Genomic DNA, 2,617 nt, shown 5'->3' with positions numbered 1-2,617 from the left:
CGAGATCGTGGTGTGCGGGTTCCGGAACGGGCGCGTCCCCACCAGCGACTGGCCCCCGTTCAGCAGCCCCGCCACCGAGTGGATCTTGCTGGTCTCCAGCGCCTCCTCGAAGGTCAGCGGCGGGAGGATGCCGGGGATGCGCTGCGCCAGCATCGTCTTGCCGGAGCCCGGCGGACCCACCATGAGGATGTTGTGGCTTCCCGCCGCGGCCACCTCCAGCGCGCGCTTGACGTGGTCCTGCCCCTTCACGTCCGCGAAGTCGGCGTCGTACGTGGAGGCGGTGCGGAACAGCTCGTCGCGGTCCACGCAGGCGAGCGGCAGGTCTCCCGAGCCCTCCATGAAGTGGATGACCTCGGTGAGCGTGGTGGCGCCGCGCACCTCCACCCCGTCGACGACAGCCGCCTCGGGCACGTTTTCCTGGGGAATCACAACCCCCGTGAGCCCCGCCGCCCGGGCGGTGATGGCGATGGACAGCGCGCCGCGGATGGGCCGCAGCGCGCCGTCCAGCGCCAGTTCCCCCAGCAGGAGGTAACGCTCCAGCCGGTCGAGCGAGTCCAGCTGCCCCGTCCCGGCCAGGATCCCCAGAGCGATGGGCAGATCGAACCCACTGCCCGACTTCGCGATGTCGGCAGGGGCCAGATTGATCGTCACCCGCTTCGGGGGGATCAGGTAGCCGCTGTTCTGGATGGCCGCGATCACTCGCTCGCGGCCCTCCTTTACGGCGCCCTGCGGTAGCCCGACGGTGAAGAAGGCGGGAAGCCCGCTGGCTACGTCGGCTTCGACGGTGACGAGGTAGGCATCGATTCCCAGCACGGCGCCGGACAGGACTCGGGCGAGCAAAGCGGGCCTCCACGGGGGCGGTTCGGAGGGCAAGGCGGACCCCCGAAACCTACCGGCCGCGTGTTTCCTCTGTCAACTTTCACAATCCGCCACGGAGCACTTCGGTCCCGCGGTGTCCCGAAGCGGCTGGACACAGATGCCGCCTCGGTGCGAAACACCAGGGCGGGCGTCCAGCGGCGATCGGTGCTCAGCAAGCGCCGCGGACTCAACCCGATCCGCGCCGTGGGATGCATGCGTGGCCGCAACGGCCCGCCCCTTCGGGACGCATGCACCGATTGCGGCCTGGATCGGCCGCGCCCCCGGTGCGACCTCCGCTTTACACCATCCACCGGACGTGAAAAGGAGGCACGGAGAACGCGACCGTTCTCCGTGCCTCTTGTTTTATCGACCAGCAGCGGTCGCGGGTCGGACTCAGCGCCGCCCCGTCCGCTCCGCGCAGAAATAGCCCTCGGCCTGCTGGTCGCCGCCGCCGCTTCGCCAGCGGCCGGTGAAGCGCTCGGGCGAGAGCGACGTCACGAACAGCGCCATGTGCGCGCCATCGAAGCGAGCTTGGCCGCCGCGGTTGGCATCGGCGCCCAGGCGCAGGGTGATCTCGTTCCGCACGGGCGGTCCCGACCGCTGCCACTCGATGACGAGCACCCCCGGCGCGGCGGGATCGTCGCGCGTCGCGTCGCCGTGAGCCGCGGCGCCCACTTCCGCCAGGCGAACGTCTGTAGCGCCGTACAGCGGGTGAGAGACGCCCGCCGTCGCCGGCACGGGTGCCGGCCTGGTTCCGAAGGAGTGGAGGCGCAGCATTCCCGCGGCCGAGCTCCCCGCGCGCGGCCCGCTCGCCGCCGCCAGGGTGAGCCGGAACTCCCCCTGCAGCGGCTCGGCTTGCGCCCCGGCGGCCAACTCGCCCTCCACGGGCGCGCACGGTACGGAGGCGGGGGCGGGCCCACGGCCGGCGCAGGTGGCCCCGGAGAGCGCCAGCGCCGTTCCCAGGACCAGCGCCGGAGCCAGGCGATGCCTGAGCGTCACCGGATCCTCGTGCGCTGGCCGGTGCGCGACAGCGTGTACAGCGGGCCGGTGTAGAGGTCGTTGTGAAGCCGCAGTCCGGGTTGCGGCGCGCCGCCGTCGGCCCTCACCGAGAGCGTCAGGAAGAAGGGGTCGGCCGCCGCGGGATCCACGACGTATCCCAGGTCCGCCAGCGAGCGCGCCGTCAGCACGCTCAACGGGTTGGTGACGTTGCTGTTCAGGTAGCCGGTCATCAGCTCGTTCTGCAGCACCGACTCGCGCCAGTGCCCGTTCATGGTCCCCGCTCCGCCGGTGTTCTCTACGGGCACCTTCTGCCCGCCGGTGTAGGTGCTGCCCCCGATGGCGTTGAACCCGGCGATCGCCCCCGCGCCGCTGAAGTAGGTGTCCAGCGGGGCGGCGGCGGTGCTGGGATCCTTCAGCAGGCCCAGGAGCGACCAGATGGTTCCGATCCCCAGCACGTGCCCCATCTCGTGGAGGATGACCGCGCTCAACCGCCCGCTCGCTTCCAGCGCGTTCAGGTCGGCCACGTCGAACTGCATCATCCCGATCACCGGAAGGCTGCCGGGGTTCCGGACGAAGCACGGGCCCGCCTGGCCCAGCACCTGGCCGGGGCCGTCGATGTCGGCGACGGCGGCGAAGATCAGCAGGTCATCGTACGTCTGGTCGGCGCTGGGCGTTCCGGAGCCGCACGCGTTCTCGGGGATGGCCCCGGCGGCGGCGGGGAGATCGCCCTTGATGATGGTGCTCCACCTGGCGGCCGACG

The 2,617-nt window shown here is 71.3% G+C and carries 3 protein-coding genes; all 3 read right to left on the bottom strand.

Going from position 1 to position 2,617, the window contains the following annotated elements; genetic code table 11:
* Window positions 1–840 (bottom strand): YifB family Mg chelatase-like AAA ATPase (locus VIB55_RS21355; protein ID WP_331878698.1); only part of this gene is annotated, 840 nt, incomplete at its 3' end.
* A 411-nt stretch (window positions 841–1,251) separates the two neighbouring features.
* The gene (locus tag VIB55_RS21350; RefSeq protein ID WP_331878697.1) at window positions 1,252–1,857 is read right to left on the bottom strand and encodes a hypothetical protein; all 606 of its coding nucleotides are present in this window, start codon (window positions 1,855–1,857) and stop codon (window positions 1,252–1,254) included.
* A partial coding sequence (locus VIB55_RS21345; protein WP_331878696.1) for a leishmanolysin-related zinc metalloendopeptidase occupies window positions 1,854–2,617 on the bottom strand: 764 nt, incomplete at its 5' end. The genes VIB55_RS21345 and VIB55_RS21350, both read right to left, overlap by 4 nt.

Source organism: Longimicrobium sp. (assembly GCF_036554565.1).
Classification (GTDB): Bacteria; Gemmatimonadota; Gemmatimonadetes; order Longimicrobiales; family Longimicrobiaceae; genus Longimicrobium.
Note: the sequence above shows the minus strand (reverse complement) of the source record. Positions and strands in the feature narration are given on the sequence as shown.